The organism is Flavobacterium plurextorum (assembly GCF_002217395.1).
Lineage (GTDB): Bacteria > Bacteroidota > Bacteroidia > Flavobacteriales > Flavobacteriaceae > Flavobacterium > Flavobacterium plurextorum.
On sequence record NZ_MUHD01000016.1, the window covers coordinates 113,544 to 134,039 of the forward strand.

23 protein-coding genes are annotated in these 20,496 nt (G+C 32.8%); 10 read left to right on the plus strand and 13 right to left on the minus strand.

The window, feature by feature from the left end:
- Positions 1-108 precede the first annotated feature (108 nt).
- Positions 109-759, plus strand: coding sequence for a DUF1349 domain-containing protein (locus B0A81_RS09165; protein ID WP_089057746.1), 651 nt, complete (start codon positions 109-111; stop codon positions 757-759).
- Positions 760-1,160: 401 nt separating this feature from the next.
- Positions 1,161-2,309, plus strand: coding sequence for an acyltransferase family protein (locus B0A81_RS09170; RefSeq protein ID WP_089057747.1), 1,149 nt, complete (start codon positions 1,161-1,163; stop codon positions 2,307-2,309).
- A gap of 247 nt (positions 2,310-2,556) precedes the next feature.
- Here B0A81_RS09170 and B0A81_RS09175 read toward each other — a convergent pair whose 3' ends face one another.
- Together B0A81_RS09175 and B0A81_RS09180 are read right to left on the minus strand one after the other, a co-directional pair.
- The gene (locus B0A81_RS09175) at positions 2,557-3,663 is read right to left on the minus strand and encodes an NADH:flavin oxidoreductase (protein ID WP_089057748.1); all 1,107 of its coding nucleotides are present in this window, start codon (positions 3,661-3,663) and stop codon (positions 2,557-2,559) included.
- Positions 3,664-3,669: 6 nt separating this feature from the next.
- Positions 3,670-3,972: an ArsR/SmtB family transcription factor gene (locus tag B0A81_RS09180; protein ID WP_012025367.1), complete on the minus strand. Its 303-nt coding sequence runs from the start codon at positions 3,970-3,972 to the stop codon at positions 3,670-3,672.
- 167 nt (positions 3,973-4,139) lie between these two features.
- Between B0A81_RS09180 and B0A81_RS09185 the strand changes: the two genes are divergently transcribed.
- Positions 4,140-4,631, plus strand: coding sequence for a TlpA family protein disulfide reductase (locus tag B0A81_RS09185; RefSeq protein ID WP_089057749.1), 492 nt, complete (start codon positions 4,140-4,142; stop codon positions 4,629-4,631).
- Between the two features lie 11 nt (positions 4,632-4,642).
- Positions 4,643-5,113, plus strand: coding sequence for a hypothetical protein (locus B0A81_RS09190; protein ID WP_089057750.1), 471 nt, complete (start codon positions 4,643-4,645; stop codon positions 5,111-5,113).
- 49 nt (positions 5,114-5,162) lie between these two features.
- Here B0A81_RS09190 and B0A81_RS09195 read toward each other — a convergent pair whose 3' ends face one another.
- The 4 genes from B0A81_RS09195 to B0A81_RS09205 are packed head-to-tail and all read right to left on the minus strand — an operon-like array spanning position 5,163 to position 6,994.
- Positions 5,163-5,663, minus strand: coding sequence for a hypothetical protein (locus B0A81_RS09195; RefSeq protein WP_089057751.1), 501 nt, complete (start codon positions 5,661-5,663; stop codon positions 5,163-5,165).
- A 60-nt stretch (positions 5,664-5,723) separates the two neighbouring features.
- Positions 5,724-6,134 carry a helix-turn-helix domain-containing protein gene (locus B0A81_RS21820; protein WP_317044410.1) on the minus strand — a complete coding sequence of 137 codons (411 nt, stop codon included), beginning with the start codon at positions 6,132-6,134 and terminating at the stop codon, positions 5,724-5,726.
- Between the two features lie 51 nt (positions 6,135-6,185).
- Positions 6,186-6,590, minus strand: coding sequence for a chromate resistance protein ChrB domain-containing protein (locus B0A81_RS21825; protein ID WP_244281334.1), 405 nt, complete (start codon positions 6,588-6,590; stop codon positions 6,186-6,188).
- A gap of 20 nt (positions 6,591-6,610) precedes the next feature.
- The gene (locus tag B0A81_RS09205) at positions 6,611-6,994 is read right to left on the minus strand and encodes a hypothetical protein (RefSeq protein ID WP_089057752.1); all 384 of its coding nucleotides are present in this window, start codon (positions 6,992-6,994) and stop codon (positions 6,611-6,613) included.
- A gap of 265 nt (positions 6,995-7,259) precedes the next feature.
- Between B0A81_RS09205 and B0A81_RS09210 the strand changes: the two genes are divergently transcribed.
- The 5 genes from B0A81_RS09210 (at position 7,260) to B0A81_RS09230 (ending at position 11,701) form a co-directional block, all read left to right on the plus strand.
- The gene (locus tag B0A81_RS09210) at positions 7,260-8,129 is read left to right on the plus strand and encodes a helix-turn-helix domain-containing protein (RefSeq protein WP_089057753.1); all 870 of its coding nucleotides are present in this window, start codon (positions 7,260-7,262) and stop codon (positions 8,127-8,129) included.
- A gap of 190 nt (positions 8,130-8,319) precedes the next feature.
- A complete protein-coding gene (locus tag B0A81_RS09215) occupies positions 8,320-8,736 on the plus strand; it encodes a (R)-mandelonitrile lyase (protein ID WP_089057754.1) in 417 nt (138 codons plus the stop codon).
- A gap of 23 nt (positions 8,737-8,759) precedes the next feature.
- Positions 8,760-9,173, plus strand: a complete 414-nt coding sequence (locus tag B0A81_RS09220) for a cupin domain-containing protein (protein ID WP_089057755.1) — start codon at positions 8,760-8,762, stop codon at positions 9,171-9,173.
- Between the two features lie 185 nt (positions 9,174-9,358).
- The gene (locus B0A81_RS09225) at positions 9,359-10,231 is read left to right on the plus strand and encodes an AraC family transcriptional regulator (RefSeq protein ID WP_089057756.1); all 873 of its coding nucleotides are present in this window, start codon (positions 9,359-9,361) and stop codon (positions 10,229-10,231) included.
- A gap of 105 nt (positions 10,232-10,336) precedes the next feature.
- The gene (locus tag B0A81_RS09230; protein WP_089057757.1) at positions 10,337-11,701 is read left to right on the plus strand and encodes an amidohydrolase; all 1,365 of its coding nucleotides are present in this window, start codon (positions 10,337-10,339) and stop codon (positions 11,699-11,701) included.
- Positions 11,702-11,759: 58 nt separating this feature from the next.
- Here B0A81_RS09230 and B0A81_RS09235 read toward each other — a convergent pair whose 3' ends face one another.
- The 6 genes from B0A81_RS09235 to B0A81_RS09260 form a co-directional block, all read right to left on the minus strand.
- Positions 11,760-12,716 (minus strand): DUF2931 family protein, encoded by a 957-nt coding sequence (locus tag B0A81_RS09235; RefSeq protein ID WP_244281336.1) that lies wholly within the window; start codon positions 12,714-12,716, stop codon positions 11,760-11,762.
- Between the two features lie 76 nt (positions 12,717-12,792).
- Positions 12,793-13,749, minus strand: a complete 957-nt coding sequence (locus B0A81_RS09240; protein WP_244281338.1) for a DUF2931 family protein — start codon at positions 13,747-13,749, stop codon at positions 12,793-12,795.
- A gap of 73 nt (positions 13,750-13,822) precedes the next feature.
- On the minus strand, positions 13,823-14,758 hold the full coding sequence (locus tag B0A81_RS09245) for a DUF2931 family protein (protein WP_244281348.1): 936 nt from the start codon (positions 14,756-14,758) through the stop codon (positions 13,823-13,825).
- An 80-nt stretch (positions 14,759-14,838) separates the two neighbouring features.
- Positions 14,839-17,619 (minus strand): T6SS phospholipase effector Tle1-like catalytic domain-containing protein, encoded by a 2,781-nt coding sequence (locus B0A81_RS09250; RefSeq protein ID WP_089057761.1) that lies wholly within the window; start codon positions 17,617-17,619, stop codon positions 14,839-14,841.
- Positions 17,612-18,109: a DUF4280 domain-containing protein gene (locus B0A81_RS09255; protein ID WP_317044409.1), complete on the minus strand. Its 498-nt coding sequence runs from the start codon at positions 18,107-18,109 to the stop codon at positions 17,612-17,614. The genes B0A81_RS09250 and B0A81_RS09255 overlap by 8 nt, the downstream gene beginning before the upstream one ends.
- Before the next feature lie 19 nt (positions 18,110-18,128).
- Entirely contained in the window at positions 18,129-19,253 is a 1,125-nt protein-coding gene (locus B0A81_RS09260; RefSeq protein WP_089057762.1) for a hypothetical protein, read from the minus strand.
- A 298-nt stretch (positions 19,254-19,551) separates the two neighbouring features.
- Here B0A81_RS09260 and B0A81_RS09265 point away from each other — a divergent pair, with 298 nt between their 5' ends.
- On the plus strand, positions 19,552-19,713 hold the full coding sequence (locus B0A81_RS09265) for a DUF1328 family protein (protein ID WP_089055742.1): 162 nt from the start codon (positions 19,552-19,554) through the stop codon (positions 19,711-19,713).
- A gap of 88 nt (positions 19,714-19,801) precedes the next feature.
- On the opposite strand, the gene B0A81_RS09270 is transcribed toward B0A81_RS09265, so the two are convergent.
- Entirely contained in the window at positions 19,802-20,431 is a 630-nt protein-coding gene (locus B0A81_RS09270; protein WP_089057763.1) for an MCP four helix bundle domain-containing protein, read from the minus strand.
- Between the last annotated feature and the right edge of the window lie 65 nt (positions 20,432-20,496).

Below are 20,496 nucleotides of genomic sequence, written 5' to 3' on the forward strand. Positions count from 1 at the left end.
AGCTTTGCTTTTGAACTAAACTTATCATTAAGATATTATCTAATTTAAGGATTGAACTTGCTATCTTACAGGGTAAAAATAAAATACTTTATTGTTTAAATTGTTATTATGAAAAAAGCTTTACTTGGGGCAATGACTTTGTTTTTAGCCCAAAATCTATCGGCGCAAAGCCTGAACAAAATGCAATGGTTTAATGAACCTGAAAAATGGGAAATTAAAAACAATGCTTTAATTATGAATGTTACTGCAAACAGTGATTACTGGCGTATTTCACATTATGGTTTTACGGTTGATGACGCCCCTTTTTATTATGCTAATTACGGAGGAGAGTTTGAAGTAAAGGTAAAATTGACAGGAAACTATATTGCTCGTTTTGACCAAATGGGACTTATGATTCGCGTTGATGAAAAAAATTATATTAAAACCGGAGTTGAGTTTGTAGACGGCAAGTTTAATATTAGCACCGTAGTGACTCACGACAAAAGTGATTGGAGTGTTACAACGCTAGAAAAAGCACCGCCTTTTATTTGGATAAAAGCAGTAAGAAGATTAGATGCTGTTGAAGTATTTTTCTCTTACGACGATAAAAATTATATGATGACCAGAAATGCACCTTTACAGGATAATAAGCCCGTGATGGTAGGATTAATGGCCGCTTCTCCAGACGGAAAGGGTTTTGAAGCAAAATTTGAAAATTTCTCTGTAAAACATCTACCTGATCAACGCAGAGCAGAATGGCTTAAAAATCACCAAGAGTAGTTAATTGAGAAAATTAGATAATTGGTTACTTTAACAGCTTTCTATTTTACTTTGCCGGTGGTAATTAATTCTAACGCATAGAAACATAGATTTAAAATATTAAAAATGTATTTCACTTATTCGAAAAACACAAAGTTTAGAATGCGAAAGAAATATATTTCTTCTTTGTATTATTTTGTAAAATAAAGCGTACTATTTTTTAAGTATCAAAAAAATAGTACGCTTTAAGCAGAGACTGACAGATAAATATTAAGTTGCTATATTTTTTCTTCTTATTGCAAAAAAAATGCAAAAAATTTGCGGCTAAGTCAAAAACCAGCCATTAATTGTAAAAAAAAGCGCTATTTTAGCCAATGCCAAATAACATAAATTAATCTTTTAACCACAAAAAAAAGTATTTTATGAGTTCAATTTCTATTGACATTAAACCAAAAAAACATTATGAAATTTTAGACGGTTTACGAGGAGTAGCCGCAGTTCTAGTCGTTATTTTTCACATTTTCGAGGCTTTTAATGAGGGAAGCCGATTTAAACAACTTATGAATCACGGTTATTTGGCTGTTGATTTCTTTTTTCTTTTATCAGGTTTTGTTGTAGCATATGCTTATGATGACCGCTGGGGCAAATTGACACAATGGGAGTTTTACAAACGTCGTTTAATTCGTTTACAGCCCATGGTTATTATGGGAATGATAATAGGAGCGATTTTCTATTATTTTCAAGCTTCAGATATAATGTTTCCACAAATTGCAGGAATGGAAGTGTGGAAAGTAATTTTAACCATGGTAATTGGTTTTACTTTATTGCCAATTCCGCCATCATTAGAAATCAGAGGATGGGGAGAAATGCATCCGTTAGATGGACCGGCATGGTCGTTATTCTTTGAATATATTGGTAATATTTTATACGCATTATTCTTTCGTAAATTTTCAAATACTGTGTTATCAATCTTCGTTTTGATATTTGCGGGAATGCTTATCAATTTAACTGTTTTTGGACCAAAAGGTGATGTTATTGGAGGTTGGTCGTTAAATCTTGAGCAAATGAATATTGGTTTTACACGTTTGTTGTATCCATTCTTTGCAGGAGTTTTATTGTCACGATTAGGAAAACTAATTCATATCAAAGGTGCTTTCTGGGTTTGCAGCCTTTTAATCATCATTATTTTCAGTATTCCAAGACTTGGAGATGAAAACAGCTTGTGGATGAACGGTTTATACGAATCATTTTGTATCATTGTTTTGTTTCCAATAATTGTTGCAATTGGAGCAGGAGGGCAGATCACAAATCTTGTATCCCTTAAAGTTTGTAAAGCTTTAGGAGATATTTCATATCCAATTTACATCATACATTATCCATTAATTTACTGGTATATGGCTTGGGTTGCCGATAACAAAGTTACTTTGAAAGAAGGATATCCATTAGGAATTGGAGTTTTATTTGCAAGTATTGTAATTGCAATATTATGTTTGAAATTCTATGATGAGCCAGTTCGTAATTGGCTTACAAATAAATATCAAAAACTTAAAGTTGCCGTAGCTAATAATTAGTTTTTGTTAGGAACAAAGGCTCAGAGGGGCAAAGGTTCAAAGTAAAGAAACTATAAAAAAGGTTCAAAGGGCAAAGTAAAAAAAACTCTGTCCCTCTGAACCTTTGCAACTTTGAACCTAAAAAAAGGGACAAAGTAAAAAACTCTGTCCTTCTGAACCTTTGCAACTTTGAACCTAAAAAAAAAGGGACAAAGTAAAAAAACTCTGCCCCTTTGAACCTTTGTAACTTTGAACCTAAATAAAAAACTTATTCTAAAACCAATGCTCCTAAAGCTTCTTTACTGAAACCTTTTAATTGGTCTAATTTTCCTTCTTTAATTTTAGCAACCCAGTTTGGATCAGATAAAAGAGGTCTTCCAACGGCAACTAAATCAAAATCACCTCTATCGAAACGTCTGTTTAATTCCTCTAAAGAAGTTGGTTCAGAGCTTTCTCCTGCAAATGCACCAAAGAAATCACTAGAAAGTCCAACAGAACCTACTGTAATAGTTGGTGTTCCAGTTACCTTTTTAGCCCATCCTGCAAAATTCAAATCAGAACCTTCAAATTCAGGCTCCCAGAATCTGCGTTGAGAACAGTGTAAAATATCCACACCAGCATCAACAAGAGGAGTAAGCCAAGCTTCTAATTCCTGTGGATTTTTAGCCAATTTATAATTGTAATCAGAAGGTTTAAATTGAGAAAATCTCATAATAACAGCGAAATCTTCACCAACTTGTTTTCTAATTTCTTTCACTACTTCAATAGCAAAACGATTACGCTCTGGTAATGTTTTACCGCCATAAATATCGGTACGCAAATTAGTTTCGGCTCTAAAGAACTGGTCTATTAAATAACCATGCGCGCCATGAATTTCGATCGTATCAAAACCTAATCTTTTAGCATCAGCAGCGGCTTTACCAAAAGCTAGAATTGTATCTTCAATATCTTTTTCAGACATGGAAATTCCATTTTTAAAATCAGGACGATTCAATCCAGATGGTCCTTCAAAAGGAACCGGAGGAACCCATCCAGAATGGTGATTATCCATAACTCCCATATGCCAAATTTGCGGTCCCATTTGTCCGCCGGCAGCATGAACTTCATCAATCACTTTTTTCCAGCCGTTTAAAGCCTGCTCACCGTAAAAGTGAGGTACATTTGCATCATTTGAAGATGAAGGTCTGTCAATTACAGTTCCTTCAGATAATATTAAACCAACTTCACCTTCAGCTCTTTTTTGGTAGTAAGAAGCTACTTCGTCAGTTGGAACTCCATTTGGAGAAAAAGAGCGCGTCATTGGCGCCATTACGATTCGGTTCTTCAGATTTAACGTTTTTAAGTTAAATGGTGAAAACAGGTTGTTTGTACTCATAGTAATTTACAAATTAGATTGAATTAATTTACTAAGTGCTTCAAAGGCACCTTCGTTGCGTTTATAATAAGTCCATTGTCCAACACGTTTGGCTTCGATAAATCCGGCGCGTTGTAAAATAGACAAGTATTCAGATACTGTAGATTGTGTTAAGCCAGCTTTGGCTTGAATTTGTCCCACACAAACTCCGTGTTCAAATCCACCATGCTCAAGCTGTCCCGGAAAGTTTATTTCGGGTTCCTTCAGCCATTCCAGCATTTGCAGTCTAGACTTGTTAGAGAGTGCCTTAAATATTTCTATATTTTCCATGATGCAAATATATCGACTTTTCCCGATATACCAATTAAGTAAAATGTTTTTAGCAAAATTTTATGACAGAGGAGAGGAAAGTGCAATAAAAAGAACTAAAAGAATAATTAGAAAATTTATATTTGCTTTTAGTTTTAAAAGCCCCAAACTAATAAACTTAATCAGCTATGAAAAAAACTTTACTCGTTTCCATATTTCTATTTTGCATAATAACGGGTTCAAAAGCACAGGTCGTAGGTACTGATGTTGGTGATATTGCTCCAGAAATTGATCTTCCAGATTTAAAAGGTAATCTTGTGGCGCTTTCTTCTTTAAGAGGTTCTTTGGTATTAGTAGATTTTTGGGCTTCTTGGTGCGGACCTTGTATCAAAGAACAACCATCATTACTTAAATTACACAATACTTATCCTGAAAAACTATCCATTTACGGCGTTTCTATGGATACTAAAAAGGCATTGTGGACAGCCGCAATTGCAAAAGGAAAATTGCCTTGGACAAATGTCAGTGATTTAAAATACTGGCAGTCTCCAGTTGTTGGCGCTTATATGCTGCAATCTGTTCCCTTGAATTTTTTAATTGATAAAAACGGAATTATATTGGCAAAAAATATTCATGGACAGGCTTTAGAAGATAAAATTAAAAGTTTGTTAGCGCCATGATACTTCACAAAATGGAATCAAACCTTTCTTTATCAGACTTTCGTACAAGATTGCAGAATAATATCGAAATCGGCTCTTTAAAAGTTAATTTTAATCGTTTTAGACTGTTTCCCATATTTGGTGGAGTAAAACCTTTTTATGGTCTTTTTGATGACACCAGTTTTCGGTTAACAATAAATTCACCAGCATCTCCAACCATTTTTATTGTAAGAGGAAATTATAAAAATATTGGCAATAGAGTTAATGTAAATTATGTTGTTGAAGAAAACAGCAAATTTCAATTGCTTTGGACAAAATACTCTCCATTAGTTTTTCTAGTATTCATTAATATATTTTTTCTTTTCATTGGCAGAGGCCTTAGGCGGGCAACTACACTTGTGAGTTTGTTTCTTCTTATTGCTATTTTCTATTCAAGATGGAAAGAAGAAAGAAAGAGAAAAAAATTAGAGCAAAAATTCATCAAAGTTTTTGAAATTAAATGAGTTAAAAGAACGGATAAAACTGTTTCAGGTCCTGTTTTTACAGAAGATTCTAAAAAGCAATTCCAAATTGAAAACCAATCGTAAAAGAAGCGGGATGATTATTACCAAATCGAACAGGCAGTGGAATAGCAGCAAAATAACTGCAATTGTCGCTTTTTATGATGGTTTTATTAATTACAGGAGTTATACCGTATCTGCCGCTGCTTTCAAAAGCGGCTCTTCCTGCAAAAGTGTAACCATGTCCTAAGGCAACCAAAACGCCGGGATGAAACAATAAATTGGTTACTTTATCGCTGTTTCCTTGTACTTTTATATTAGGAACAACTTCAAATGAAAATCCTATTTTTTGATTTTTCCAAATATTGATTCCTGTTGGAAAACCAACGGCATAATAATCTCTAAAGTTTACATTAGTTTGTTCATCGCTAAAAGTCACAATCGGATGAAGAATTCCAAAATAACCAGTAATTTTTGGATAAACAGTTTGCGAGAAGGCATTGAAACTTAAAGAAAATAAAACAGCTGGAAAAAGGTGTTTGAATGAAATCATATTAGTTTTGTTAATTTAAAAAAACAAAACTATAAACTATGTGATTTTACAAATAGTACGCTATTTACCTTTTGTATTTGAATTACTTTTGAGTGCGTTTTTACGATACGACGAAGGATTCTTACCTGTTTGCAGTTTAAATATTCTAGTAAAATGACTTTGATCTGAAAATCCGGTCATATATGCTATTTCAGTTAAAGTATAACTTGAACTTTCAATAAGGCTTATAGCTTTCTCAATTCTAAGTTTTCGGACATATTCTCCAAAGTTTAAATCTTCAAAATACTTAGAAAATTCTCTTGATAAGTAGGAAGGATTAAGTTCTAAATCATTTGAAATTTTCTTTAGATCAAAAGTAAATTGTGCATCGATTTGATCTTGAATTATGTTTTTTAAATCTTTAACCCATAAAGGTGTTTTTTGATTTGTTTTTTTCTCGATTAAAAACTTTTTATATACTTCATGAAGCAGATTTTCAAACGGACTGTTTTGAAGATGATTCTGTTTATATAAATGTTTTGCCTAGCTGTAAAGCGCATCATAAAGCTTTAATCCTGTTTCTAATAATTCAGGATCGTTAGTAATATTATGAGAAAGTCCAGCAGAAATTGCCCAAAGTCCAGCGGCTTCTTTTGCAAGATCGTGGCGGTCAGTATCGGCGCCGCGAACAATTTTAGCCATAATTAAAACCGCAGGATCAACAATTTGATACTTTTTTATAATGTAATCAAAAGTGCATTCTTCATTATAATGAGTAAATTCTACTTCGGGAATGTCAAACGGAATCGCATCTAGTTCTTTTGCTTTTTCTAAAACTTCATTAAAAGGCACGTAAACAAATTCGGCATCACTGTCAACAAATTTTCTAATCAGCCACGGACTGGCGATCCTGTCAATTTTTGGTCTTTCGCGAGTGATCCATTTCATTACTGTTCAGAGAATTAAAACTAGTCGTTATCTGCTCCGGATTTTTTAACTCCGCCAAAACTTGTTTTCATCATTTCTCTAATCTGGAATTGTGTTTTGTTTCGGGTAACACTTTTCCATTCATCAAAATCATAAATATGAATTTGATCAGCATACGGATTTGTAACAAAGAAAAGTCTTGAAATAGAGAATTTATAGTATTTTAATTCATGCGAAATGTGACGATCGGGCACGACAATAAGAATTGTATCCCAATCTAGAAAATTCTTGGGTACATCCTCTCTTTCAGTTAATCCAAGAGATTCAAAAAAGGCAAGTATCTTTTGGTCATTATTCTTATCGATTTTTTCATCGATACGTTTAATGGCGTTAAGAAGCTTTTTTTCATCTTTAATAACACTCATATAATCTTTGTTTGTTTAATTTTTATATAAAATTACATCAAATCAAAATCATTTTAAAAAGTATAGCCAATAGAATGATTCTAAATTTTTAAAGGCCTTTTTCATACTGTCTTATATATATTAATATAATGTGATGAAACAAACTTGGACACTTTTCAGTTATATTCTATTTTGAATAAAAAACAAAGATTTAGAGAATTTTGAAACAATGTCCATCAAAAATAAAATGATTAAAAAATATATTTGATTTTCATAACTTTGCAAAATGAATAATCAAATAGAAACTCAGAGTTGCGATTTTACTTCAGATTTAAAGCTAAAAGGTTTTAAAGTGTATCAAATAAATGGAGATCAAAGTAAAATTCCTGTTTACAGCCGCAGGGATTTTTATAAAATATGTATTAATACGAGTAAAAGTATTATACAATATGCTGATCGCGGAATAGAAACTGATGGGACTATTTTGTTCTTTGGCAATCCAATTATTCCTTACTCATGGGAAACTATTTCTGAAGGTTACGAAGGTTACGCCTGCGTTTTTACAGAAGAATTTCTGAAATCAAAAGACCGTTCAGAAACACTTCACGAATCGCCTTTATTTAAAATAGGAGGAACGCCAATATTTTCTTTAAACGCTGAACAGAAGATTTTTATAGACTCTTTGTTTCAAAAAATGATTAAGGAATATGAAACGGATTATGTTTTTAAAGACGATTTAATGCGCAGTTATGTCAACTTGATTATTCACGAATCGATGAAAATGCAGCCGTCAGAGAACTTCTTCAAGCATAAAAATGCATCTTCAAGAATTACGTCTTTATTTTTAGAATTATTAGAAAGACAATTTCCTATCGAGACGAAAAATGAACCGTTAATTCTAAAAACACCTCAGGATTACGCACAAAGTCTTGCTGTACACGTAAATCATTTAAATCGGTCTGTAAAAGAAGTTACAGGAAAACCAACTACAGCTCACATTACAGAGCGTATTATTGGCGAAGCAAAAGCTTTACTACTGCATACAGACTGGAGTATATCAGATATTGGTTATTCGCTTGGGTTTGAATATCCTAGTTATTTTAATAATTATTTCAAAAGACTTACGGGAACAGTTCCAAAATCATTGAGAACTTAAAATTGTTTCAATTTCTTAATTTTTTGTTTGAATATTGTTATTTTATAAAAGCCGGCTTGAACTACTTTTGCCTTGAAATTATAGTATTAATCTTTTATCAGTTTTTAATAGACTAAATAATACTTCATAAAGCGCACTCTAGCTTTCTCGATTTAGTTTTCTGATTCTGATAATTCCAAACAAGAAAATTATGAAAGCATCAGATAGTCAATTTAGTTCCGCTGTTTTTCCAAAAGGAGATTTAGCTTCTGCAGATTATTTTACTGGAAAAGCATGGGTAAAAATGCTTGTTCCAAATGATCCTGTTTTAAATACTGCTGTTGGAAATGTAGTATTTGAGGCTGGCGCTCGAAATAACTGGCATACACATCCAGGCGGACAAATTTTAATTGTAACACACGGAACAGGATATTATCAGGAGGCAGGAAAACCGATTCAATTACTTCAGGCGGGTGATGTAGTGAATATTCAGCCAGAAGTAAAACATTGGCACGGCGCATCACCAGACCGTGAATTTACACATATCGCCATCAGTACTAATACTGAAACAGGAATTGTAGACTGGCTTGAACCTGTAACGGATGAAGAATACAACAGTTTTAAATAAAAATTAATCTCAAAAAATAACTTATGTCAACAAATTATACAGCCGTAATTGAAGAAGGAAAAGTACCGAATACGTATATGACGGGCGAAGTATCTTATAAAAAGCAAACAAGCGAAATTCATCCAAAAAATACCATTATTAAAGAAGTAACTTTTGAGCCTTGCGCACGAAGTAAATGGCACAGTAATGCAAGTCTGCATTTGCTTATAGCAACAAATGGAGTAGGTTTTTATCAAGAAAAAGGAGGGGAAATAAGAACGCTTCATAAAGATGAAGTGGTTACAATTTTGCCCGGAATTGAGCATTGGTACGGCGCAACACCTTTTAGTAAATTCTCTTATATCACCATTATTACTGAAATTGATAAAGGTACCGGGGTTTGGCTAGAAAGCGTAAATGATGAAGAATATTATGGAACTTCAAATTATAATATTTAAAATTCTAAAGTTTTAAAATACAAATTATTAGATGTTTATATTTTATGCTATTTCAAATACCAAAAGAGTTCTGTTTAAATAAAGCAGAACTCTTTTTTATTTAATACGGAAACAGACATTTAAAAATAGCTTTTATGTCCTTAAATTCTATATTTTTGAAAATCTATTACTAACTGCATTATCTTTTGACCAAACATTCAATTCCCGTTTTATCCGTTGGCAATATACTTGGAGAAGAAACTTTAGGTATTACTTTGTTTCGTCATAGTGTAAAAGGACGAAATGCATTTGAACAACCTCATAAACACGATTTTCATCTTGTTTTCTTTGTAGAAAAAGGATCAGGAATGCACAATGTCGATTTTACACAATATAAAGTCAATGATTATCAAGTGTATTTTGTTCGACAAGGACAAGTTCATAATTGGCTCTTAAATGTTGATACTACAGGTTTTCAGCTTATGCTTTCACCAGAAATTGTTAATGCATTTTCTAATTTGTCGCCATTTCCCTTTTTTGAACAAAATATTCCTTCCTGTCTTTCTGTAACTAAGGAACAGTTTGAGGAATTAAAGAATCAGTTGAATGAAATTGAACTAATTCTGCCTGATAATGAATTAAGTACAAAAGAAATTGTGCTGCTTCGATTACATTTATTACTTAAAGTATTGCAAAGGGATTATTTAATTCAGTTTCCACAGCACGATTCTTCTACCAAACCTGAAAAAATGATTAAAAAATTCAATTCTTTGATAGACAATCATTTCAATGAAGAATTCTCGGTTAACTTTTATGCGGATAAATTAAATATCACTCCCAATTATCTTAATATACTTTCTCAGCGATATTTAAAATCACCGGCAGGAGATATTATAAAAGAGCGAACAATACTAGAAGCAAAACGCTTACTTACGAGTACCGATTTATCTATTAAAGAAATTGCTTATCAGCTTGGCTTTAATGACAATGGATATTTTAGCAAGGTTTTTAAAAAATATACTGGAAAAACACCAGGTGATTTTAAAGAAAGTTATAATTTTTACCATCCTTATCAGTAATATTACAGTTGCTGTTTTAATTTCTAAACGATTTTTGCATATCCATATATTTTAACACAGTTAGAGTATATTCTAAAATCGCACTAAAAAAACAAAACATAGTTTATGGAAGAAAATATAATCAGCAGGAAAAAATTTTTAGGATTAGGAGCTGCTGCAACTGGAGCTGCTTTATTCTCTGGAATTGCAGGAAATGCGGCGCCGCTGCCTGAAGAAAGTAAAGAAAAAGTTTCAGGAGAATACCTATTGACAAATGTACGTTTGGAAGAAGGCTTTAATTACAACGAAAAAAATGAAGTTATTTCTACTAAAACGGGATTATATAATTTGCATATTGCGAATGGAAAGATTAAAAGTATCACTTTAGATAAACCTGCTTTAAAGCTTAAAAATGTTGATGCTAAAGGTATGTTAATGCTTCCTGGATTACGAGATATGCACATTCATATTGATAAAACGTACTATGGAGGAACTTGGAATGCTGCACCAAGAAAAGGGTATACGGTAAAAGATATGATAACGCTGGAGCAGAAGATAATTCCGCAATTACTTCCAGACTCTCAGCGTAAAGCCGAAGAAGCAATTAAACTAATGCAAAGTCAAGGAAGTTTCTTTGCTCGTTGCCAATGTAATATCGATCCTGTAAGCGGATTAAAAAGTTTAGAGCATTTACTAGCAGCTTTGAACAATAATAAAGATAGTTTTGGCTGGGAAATTGTTGCTTTTCCACAGCACGGAATTTTGTATTCGCAATCAGAGCCTTTGCTAAGAGAAGCTGCTGCAATGGGCGTTGATTTTATTGGTGGTCTTGATCCTACAAATGTTGATGGCAATATGGAAAAATCGCTTGATGCTATGTTTCAAATTGCAATTGATACAAATAAAGGAATAGACATACATTTGCATGAATCACCGCCGTCTGGTCAAGCAGCCATTGAATATATTATAAAGAAAACGGAAGAAAACAAGCAGTTACAAGGAAAAACATACATCAGTCATGGTTTTGCGCTTGCAAGAATGGATACTAAAGATCTTGAAAAGATAGCAGAACAAATGGGAAATCTTGGAATAGGAGTAGTGTCGACAATTCCATTTGGCAGAACGATTATGCCAATTCCGACTTTAAAAAAATATGGTGTAAAATTAATGACTGGAACGGATAGCATTGTTGACCATTGGCAGCCTTTTGGAACGTGTGATATGCTTGAAAAGGCAAAATTATGCGCTCAATTATATGGCTGGACAGATGAGTTTGGTTTAAGTCGTGCACTGCATATTGCAACAACTGATGAAGTTTTACCTCTAAACGATTCTGGAACCCGCATTTGGCCTGCAGAAAATAATGACGCTAATTTTATTCTGGTAAAAGCAAGCTGCTCTGCCGAAGCTGTAGCTCGTTTACCTAAAAGGGAAGGTGTATTTTATAAAGGTAAAATGATTTATGGCGGGACTGAGTTTTCGAAAGGCTAAAGTCCTGAAAATACTAAGTTTCTAAGTTATGTAAAAGTCTTAGAAACTTAGTATACTCTTAATTCTTCCACATTCTTACAACCGTTTTCTCAAGCGGAATTTCATCTCCTTCGCACCTTACTGTAAATGTTGTCGTTTTGTACATAAAAGCCACTTTTGCTTCTATTTCAATCTTTTTGTCAGGATGAGCGATGGTAAGTTTTTTAAAGGCATTTAATATTTCTTCACCATCAAATTCTGCTTCGGCATTGTATTGGCTAAACCAAAACCTGCAATAAGAGGGTAAAGGTTTATTTTGGTAAATAATTAGATCTTCAACTTTTACTATTTCTTTTTCACCATTTACATATTCTGTTTCCCTCTCAGAACTTTCTTTATCTGTTTTATAAAAATGAATATTAAAACGATAATTGTATTTTGTTCTAAACTCGTTCCATAAGTTTACAGGAACTCCATTCTTTTTTATGTATTCTTTAGTTTCTTGTGGTAAATAATCATCAAAACGATCTTCATAAAATTCTTGTTGAGTAAATTCATCAGGATTTCTACAAAACTCATTAACACTTACAAATGTTTCTACCGCTTGATAATGTGCTATTTCAACCTTTTTATTCAACCCTGACAACCATAACACAACCGTGCCTCCAGGCGCTAACCCTACTGTAATTTTTTTATAAGTAATATGAGATAATTCTCCATTTCGTTCTTTGCGTATATAGCCTTCCTCGAACAATTTTTGTATTTTGTCCTGAGTAGTTTTGTCTATTGCAGTTTCAATTTTCCAAAATTTCTTCTCTCCATAGCTTATCCAGGTTAGAGATAAGTGTGTAGGTATTTCATTACCTCCCGAAAGAGCCTCTCCGTCGTAGACCCAGCCATATTGTATAAGTCCAATATTTATAAATTCTGCAATCATTTTATTTTCATTCCCTAAGTATCCTCTGTGAATTTCTACAGGATATTCACGTGGTGCGGTTACTCCAACTCCCCAGTTAAAGTTTTGTTTATCTTTCATGTTTTTGCTATTTGAATTATTGCAACAAACAAAAAGAACACTACTTATAATTATGATTAAATACTTCCTCATATCCTTAATTCTTCCACATTCTTACCACCGTTTTCTCAAGCGGAATTTCATCTCCTTCGCACCTTACTGTAAATGTTGTCGTTTTGTACATAAAAGCCACTTTTGCTTCTATTTCAATCTTTTTGTCAGGATGAGCGATGGTAAGTTTTTTAAAGGCATTTAATATTTCTTCACCATCAAATTCTGCTTCGGCATTGTATTGGCTAAACCAAAACCTGCAATAAGAGGGTAAAGGTTTATTTTGGTAAATAATTAGATCTTCAACTTTTACTATTTCTTTTTCACCATTTACATATTCTGTTTCCCTCTCAGAACTCTCTTTATCTGTTTTGTAAAAATGAATATTAAAACGGTAGTTGTATTTTGTTCTAAACTCTTTCCATAGCTTTACAGGAACTCCATTTTTTTCTATATAGGCTTGGGTTTCTTTAGACATACTTGCTTCATAGTAATAATCATAAAACTCTTGTTGAGTATGTTCGCGAGGATTTCTATAAAAATCGTTTACGCTTACAAATGTTTCTACAGCTTGATAATGGGTTATTTCAACCTTTTTATTTAACCCTGACAACCATAACACAACCGTGCCTCCAGGCGCTAATCCTACAGTAATTTTTTTATAAGTAATATGAGATAATTCTCCATTTCGTTCTTTGCGTATATAGCCTTCCTCGAACAATTTTTGTATTTTGTCCTGAGTAGTTTTGTCTATTGCAGTTTCAATTTTCCAAAATTTCTTTTCGGCATAACTTATCCAAGTAAGAGATAAAAGTGTTGGAATTTCGTTACCTCCTGAAAGTGCATCTCCATCGTACGACCAACCATCTTCTGTAAGGCCTGTACTTATAAAAGCTGCCATCATTTTTTTGTCATTACCTAAGTATCCTCGGTGTATTTCTATTGGATAATTAAATGGCGCTGTAACTGTAACTGCCCAGTTAAAGTTTTGTTTATCATTCATGTTTTTGCTATTTGAATTATTGCAACAAACAAAAAGAACACTACTTATTATGAGTAAATACTTCCTCATATCCTTAATTCTTCCACATTCTTACAACCGTTTTCTCAAGCGGAATTTCATCTCCCTCGCACCTTACTGTAAATGTTGTCGTTTTGTACATAAATGCCACTTTAGCTTCTATTTCAATCTTTTTGTCAGGATGAGCGATGGTAAGTTTTTTAAAGGCATCTAATATTTCTTCACCATCAAATTCTGCTTCGGCATTGTATTGGCTAAACCAAAACCTGCAATAAGAGGGTAAAGGTTTATTTTGATACACGTTAAGATCTTCAATTTTTACTATTTCTTTTTCGCCATTTACATATTCTGTTTCCCTCTCAGAACTCTCTTTATCTGTTTTGTAAAAATGAATATTAAAACGGTAGTTGTATTTTATTCTAAACTCGTTCCACAACTTTACAGGAACTCCATTTTTTTTGATGTATTCTTTAATTTCTTTAGGTATATATGCGTTATAGAAATAGTTATAAAACTCTTGCTGGGTGTCTTCATCTGGATTTCTATAAAATTCATTAACACTTACAAATGTCTCTACCGCTTGATAATGTGCTATTTCGATACTGCGATTTTTTCCTGTAAGCCATACCACAACAAATCCTCCGGGGGCAAGCCCTATTGTAATATCATTATAAGTAATGTGAGACATATCTTTATCATTATAACCTTCCTTAAACAAGGCCAATATTCTATCGTGTGGCAATTCTGCTTCTATTTTATAGAATTTTTTATCGGCATAACTTATCCAAGTAAGTGATAAATTTGTTGGAATTGTTTTTCCACCGGCATAAGCATTATTACCAAATCCCCAATCACCAGTGCTTATTCCTGTATTAATATATGCAGTAATCATTTCCTTATCATTAGCTAAATATCCTCTATGAATCTCAACAGGGTACTTATGAGGAGCTGTTATGGTTGATCCCCAGCTAAAACTATCTTTGTTTTCCATATTTTTTTTATTTGAATTATTGCAGGACAACAATACTATTATTCCTAATCCTAGTAGTTGATTTATTATCTTCATTTTTATTATCCGTTTACATCTCTTTTTCGCTTACCATCTTTAAAATTAGGCTCATTGGGCTGCGCTAAACTATTTGTTATTCCCTCTCCATAAACTGCATTCCAGTGCAGATACTCGTGACGTAATTTTTTTAATACTTCATTATGAACGTCTTCTTCCTTTTTTCGTCTTTCTTCTTCTATCACAACCGCAGTATGATCATCAGTACTATACACTATAGTTCTCATAGGTACAGTTTCATAGACAAAAGGATTTCCATTATGAAAAGCATATTCTACTAATCGTTTTTTAACTTTTTCTAAGAAAACGTTATCTGAAAACTTTGTATTCTTAAAGTTATATCCTTTTGTAATACCATCATTATTAATAGTTAACCCTTTATTTAAACAAAACTTCACCATCAAATGCAATGGTATATAACTATATTGATTACTTATGGCTTCTCTGTTTGAAGATAATACTCGAGCTACGCCATTTAGTATCGTTCGCTGTGCATTGTCCCAATGAATGGTTAATTCTTTTGGTTTAAACCATCCTTCGGTAATTAGGCGTTCCTGTTCTTTTTCAAGCTCATCGCCAAATATTGAATTCGTAACCAATAATCGTCTGTTAGCCTCACTGCGACCTTCTACGTAACTGCCTCCCACATCGCAATGTACTCCTGGTAAATACAGCTCTATACCGCGATCGGTTTTTCCTCCTCCTTTTTTTCCTGTTATACACGAAATATCGACCAAGTCAAAATTAGCACGATGCTCGTCTGCCGCCACCATATGTACTGTATATTTGGCTTTACTGATCGAATTAAGTCCTAAATCTTTAACATCATTCCACTGTACAAAACCATGATGAGGCACTGTATCATATAAGCCTGCAAATCGAATTATTAATCGATCAAAAGTAATTTTCTGCTCTGTCAGGTAATACCCTAATCGTCCGTTAGTACGTAACATCTTGTCTTTGTAATCACTATTTACTTCATAACCATTAGCATCTTCATAATGAATCATTCCCCTTGTAGAAACAACAGTTGCCTTATAAGATTGTCTTGTAATCTCGTGGACAAAACAACGAGCAGAAGCAGCACCACGACTGAAACCAAAAACGTCGACCGTTATTGTACCCACCTCATTCTGGTTCATTGAAATAATTTTATCTGCCATGAGTTTTACAGCTCGTTCTACACGGTCAAGTATTCCTGCTTTTCCCTGCCCAAATCCAGAACCTTCCGCCAAATCATCTGCCTTATAATTTTTAAGAGGCAAAATTCCAGTATCAACATTGTTCTCATCATCATTTAATGTATTTGATCCCATTCCTTCTGTGTAAATTTTGAATACAGGATGTGATTTATTTGTAGAATCATCTAAATAATTCTTAAAAATAATAGCTGGATTACTTAAATCATTTTCAAAACTATTATCGTCTGAATATTTATATCGACTCTCTTTTTCTTTTCCTATTTGTTTCTGGCTGGATGCTGCCACTTTTAAATGTTCTTCGGGATTCTCTATCTGTTTTTGCTGTTCTTCGTTAGAAAGATCAGCATGCTTTTTCTTAATTTGATCTTCTTCCCAAGTTTGTCTGGCAATAGTATTGTACATATTGTTTAAAGTTCCATCAATAAAAACTCCAAACGTAAAATCGATTTTCTTTTGGTCTTCGGGTGCGCCGGTTTTGTCTTCCTTACCCAGCATCAAAGGATTATTGCCTTTTAATTCACCTGGCATCTGGATTCCGTCTCTGGAAACTTTAAGCACACAATCGTCTAGGTTTATTTTCTTGTTTTTTATTTTTGCGTGAAATACTATTGGGTTAATCAATAATTTTTCACCGCTGTCTAAAAATCCCGCTCCCTGAAACTGCCAAGCATGCTCTACAAAAACAGGAAAAACACATTTTTGTACATTTGAAACAGAAAACTGTCCTTTTTCTTTTTCTGTTACCAAAGCATCTGTAACAGAACCTGCAGGCGGTTTAGTTACAGCATTATATTGATGTGTTTTTACTTCGCGCGTAAATCGTGTTAAAGGTTTTGCATCGAGTTTCTGTAAAGGATCACCGTCTTCATCGCTTGGAGTTGGTGTTAAATCGGCATTTGCAAATTTTGTATCTCTTAATTGTATTTCTATATTTTGCCCAAACAATGCCTCGGTATAAATATGCAGGTAAACAGTAGAACCAAATGCAATTTCTTGGCTAATTGGTTTCCCTGTATAATCACGCCATTCTGCAGCAATAACTTTAGGCGTTCCTATTGCGCTCACAAACATTCCGTGCGGGAACTTTCCTGTTGCGGGATCTTTGTCTGTAAAAACTTCCAGCCATGCCGGTGCGCCGCCCTCTATTATTTTAGGAAACTTTATTTGTTTATAAAAATCGCTTGGAAGCCCTTTTGAAAAAGATTTATTGTGGGAGATTTTTCTTCCCGCCATGCCTTTGCCAACAATTTCCCAGCACCAGCTTAAATTACTCAGTTCTTCCTGAAGTTTTTTGTTAAAGGCTTCTTTATCTTTATTATACTTTTCCTCATCCTTATCTCTTTGGTTATGCGCCTGAACGATCCAATATCGACTGTCATAATCTGTTATTTTCCAAACTTCTTCTTGAGTACGTCTGTTAAATGGAGGCAGTTTTTTTGGTGCATCTTTGTGCAGCGCATCTGTTTTAATGATTTCAACGGTAAATATTCCTGCATTAGTGAGTACCAAATGCCCTTTTTCAGCATTCCATTTTTGACCTTGCGCAAGTGGTTCTTTAGGTATAATATGTAATGTCTTACTCATTTTGTGTATTATTAATTAGCAATGCTTCCTCTTCAAAATCACTAAAATTTACTCCAGGCAGAATTTCAGCCAATATTTGAGGCGAACTATTCTGTATGTTCTTTTCTGATAATTCTACTGTTTGTCCATGATTTATAATCGAAATACAATCAGGTGTGCCTTTACTACAGGTTGCTTTGCTGTCTTCAAGCAAGGCTTTGCCGTTGTTAGAGTAGGTAACTTTTTCATAAACACCAGACCATTCAGTAACATCTACTACGCAAATCTCAAAATCATTGCCTCTAGGTTGTTTTTTGCACTTACTAAAAGTATTTTTCTTCATTGTTTGCCCAATTTCTTTATCAGTTGCAATGAATTTATCTTTTTCGCTGTTGTCATTGGCATAATGTTTAGAATGTGTTTTTACCTGTAAAATATCAGTTTGCGGTGCCACACTATATTTACATTGACAAACTGCTCCTTGAACTACATAATGTTTTTCGCTCATCATTTTTATTTTTAAGGTTGACTTATTTTCTCTTTTTAAAAATTGATATTATCCAATCCCAAAAACTAGGATTTGCTTTTATTTCAGGTCCTACATCTACAAAAAATTCGATTTTTTCTTTTGGAGTTCCTAATATTTTTGGAGGTTCTGGATTAGGGTTTGGAACTTGCCATTTTCGTTTAGAAATATCTATGATATCTTCATCTCCTGCAGTCTGCCAGGATTGAAATATTTTAAAGTTTTGTTTTTGTATTGAATCATCCAAAGGCCTGTAAGATGAACTGTTACTTAAATGATAAATCTCAAGCTGAACTTTTTGCTGTTTAGTTTCGTTGATTTTAGTCTCAAAAGTGCCTGTTATTGAAAATATACTTCGATCTTCTTTGTATAATTTATAACCAACATTCATTTTAGATTCAACAGGAGTCAATTCAGCCTCTGAGAATTTTAGTTTAGAATAAGTAAACTTTTCTATTATCTCGTCAACTGTTCTTTCATCAATAGAAATTCCACAGATGTTAATAATTACTTTGTCATCATCTGAATACTTTTCTTGTAAGGTTTGCACAACATCATATTCGATTATCTGATTTCCAAATACAGGGGATTTCCAAACATATTTTTTGACTAGTTTATCAGTATAATCATCATACAGAGGTTTAAAATATAGGTGGAAAAACCAGTTTATTGAGATAAATTTATCTAACAGATTATCATTTAAGAACAGAGAATCAATTCTACGAATGATTACATCAATTTTGTCTCCTTTGTAATATTCCAGAATTCTTTTTCGTGCACTTAAATGTCGATCCTTAATTTGCTCTCTATTTAGGATATAATCTATTTGCCCGTCTTTTTTTATCTTAATTTTAAGCGGGAAAATAGATTGAGCCGCAATGTCTGCTACTTTTTCTATTTGTGAGTAATCTGTTTTATTGTTGATGTATATTGTTTTTCGATCTATTTCAAAAAAATAATTACCAGCATCACTAGTATCAATAATTGTGACTTCAAGTTCATAGAATAACTGTGTTTTCAAAACATTGTTTTCGAAATTTTCATAACTAAAACCATAGGATCTACTTTGACTTGATACGCCTAGATCTAAATTAAAATTAGAATCAAATAGTATTTTTCCATCACTCATATTATCTGATTTATAGGTTATAAACAATATTTAAGTAAGATTTATCTTCTTTACAGCTAATGTAGTTAAATTAGACAAACAAGTGATATATAAATATGTAAAATCTTACTTTTGTATATTTATTATCAGACTTTTACAAGTGAAACCTTAATTATGAAAGTTATTCTTAAAATTATATAACAGAAAAATCTTTCTTTTTGATGAATTTTGGTAAATCAGTTTGATTAACTCATATGTATTTATTTGAGAAGAATAATTGAGAAACAAACAAAATCGATATTAACTAAAATTACTTATTATGTTACGATGGACAGTCATATTTATTATTCTGGCAATTATTGCAGGAATATTTGGTTTTGGAGGTATTGCCGCTGGAGCCGCTAGTATAGCAAAAATTTTATTTTTTATATTTTTGGTGTTATTCGTCATTTCGCTGGTCAGCGGAAGAAAAAGCGTTTAACAGCTTAACTTAAATAACAAAACCACTCTGAATGAAAGTACAGAGTGGTTTTTATTTAATTTTTAAAATTACAACTAGTTTTTACGCCTTAGTTTAAACTTGGCGGTTCAGGAATTTTAATTGTTCTTTTGATTTTTTTTACTATTAGAAGATAACAGGTAACTCCACCCAAAACTATTAATAATGCAATTTGAAGCTGACCAAGACTATTGTTTTTACTATACATTGCATTGGCATTTGCTAATTGCGACTTTCCTTCTTGTATCTGGATTTGCGATAAAGATTCAAGCGTCTTTAAAGCTTCGGTGCTAGAAAGTGCAATTTTGCTCCAATCTTTATTTTCGACTTGTTTATTAATTTCTTTACAGGATTTTAAAAAAGCATCAAAATGCTGTTTCTCTATGTTTGTGAGAACCGTTTTAGCATACAAATCATCAATATTATGAATGATATTCAGCGTATGTATAATTTCATCTTTTTTAATATTGTCGCTTAAGTCCAGTTTTTCAGCTTCGGCTTTTATAAAATGAAGTTCCTTTGAGTATTGAAAAATATAGTGCGCTACAACCAATCGGTCATTGTAGATTGCATTGATATGTTTGTTTACATTTTTAGAATTTTGCAGAGTATTAAAATTTCCAAGTAAAATTAACAGCATTACGATCAGCAAAACAAAGGCTGCTTTGGTTTTATTGCTATACTTCTTAAGGTCTTTCATGAAAAAGCTTTTAATGGACTAATTTACAAAATTTAATATGTTTTTTTAGCAATATTGCAATTAGT